The 755-nt window shown below is 36.2% G+C and carries 2 tRNA genes and 1 rRNA gene; all 3 read left to right on the plus strand.

Annotation, left to right across the window (positions count from 1 at the left end):
* Nucleotides 1-68, plus strand: a 16S ribosomal RNA gene (locus tag ACOV1Q_RS15870); the annotation flags it as partial.
* 195 nt (nucleotides 69-263) lie between these two features.
* A tRNA-Ile gene (locus tag ACOV1Q_RS15875) sits at nucleotides 264-337 on the plus strand.
* 157 nt (nucleotides 338-494) lie between these two features.
* A tRNA-Ala gene (locus ACOV1Q_RS15880) sits at nucleotides 495-571 on the plus strand.
* Nucleotides 572-755 lie beyond the last annotated feature (184 nt).

Genomic DNA, 755 nt, shown 5'->3' on the forward strand with positions numbered 1-755 from the left:
AACTGGTAACTGGGGCTAAGTCGTAACAAGGTAGCCGTACCGGAAGGTGCGGCTGGAACACCTCCTTTCTAGAGCTTTTGCCTCTTAATAGGCAAAACGCAATTACGACATAAGGAGCCTTTTTACAAATAAGAAGTGAGGAGCTTCTTTTGGTCTTAATTCACTGTCAATTTAATTTTTTTTGTTGTAGAAAGTATTTTGTATGCTGTATAATGTAAAAAGTCATTATACAATATGTAGTCTACCTTATACAATAAAATTGCAGTCTCATAGCTCAGCTGGTTAGAGCGCTACACTGATAATGTAGAGGTCGGCAGTTCGAGTCTGCCTGAGACTACGAATACAATTAACAATGATCAGTTAACAATGATCAGAGTTATAAGTTCATTGAGAATTATTGAAAGGAAATTTTAGAAGTTGAGTGATTATCACGTAATGGTGAGCACGTTATCAAAACTGTTAACTGTTAACTGGTAACTGCTGACTGATAAACGGGGGGATTAGCTCAGCTGGCTAGAGCGCCTGCCTTGCACGCAGGAGGTCATCGGTTCGACTCCGATATTCTCCACCAGATCAATTAGCAATGATCAATAAACAATAAGCAATGAAAAATTGTTACATGTTAATTGGTGATTGATAATTGAACAGAAAGTTCATTGACATATTGAAGAATAAGAATACGAGAAACATAAAAATTTCTATAGTTGAGAGATTATAGATAGAGCAAATTATAATAAAGAGCATATTAGGTAAAA

The organism is Salinimicrobium maris, assembly GCF_049680855.1.
Taxonomy (GTDB): Bacteria; Bacteroidota; Bacteroidia; order Flavobacteriales; family Flavobacteriaceae; genus Salinimicrobium.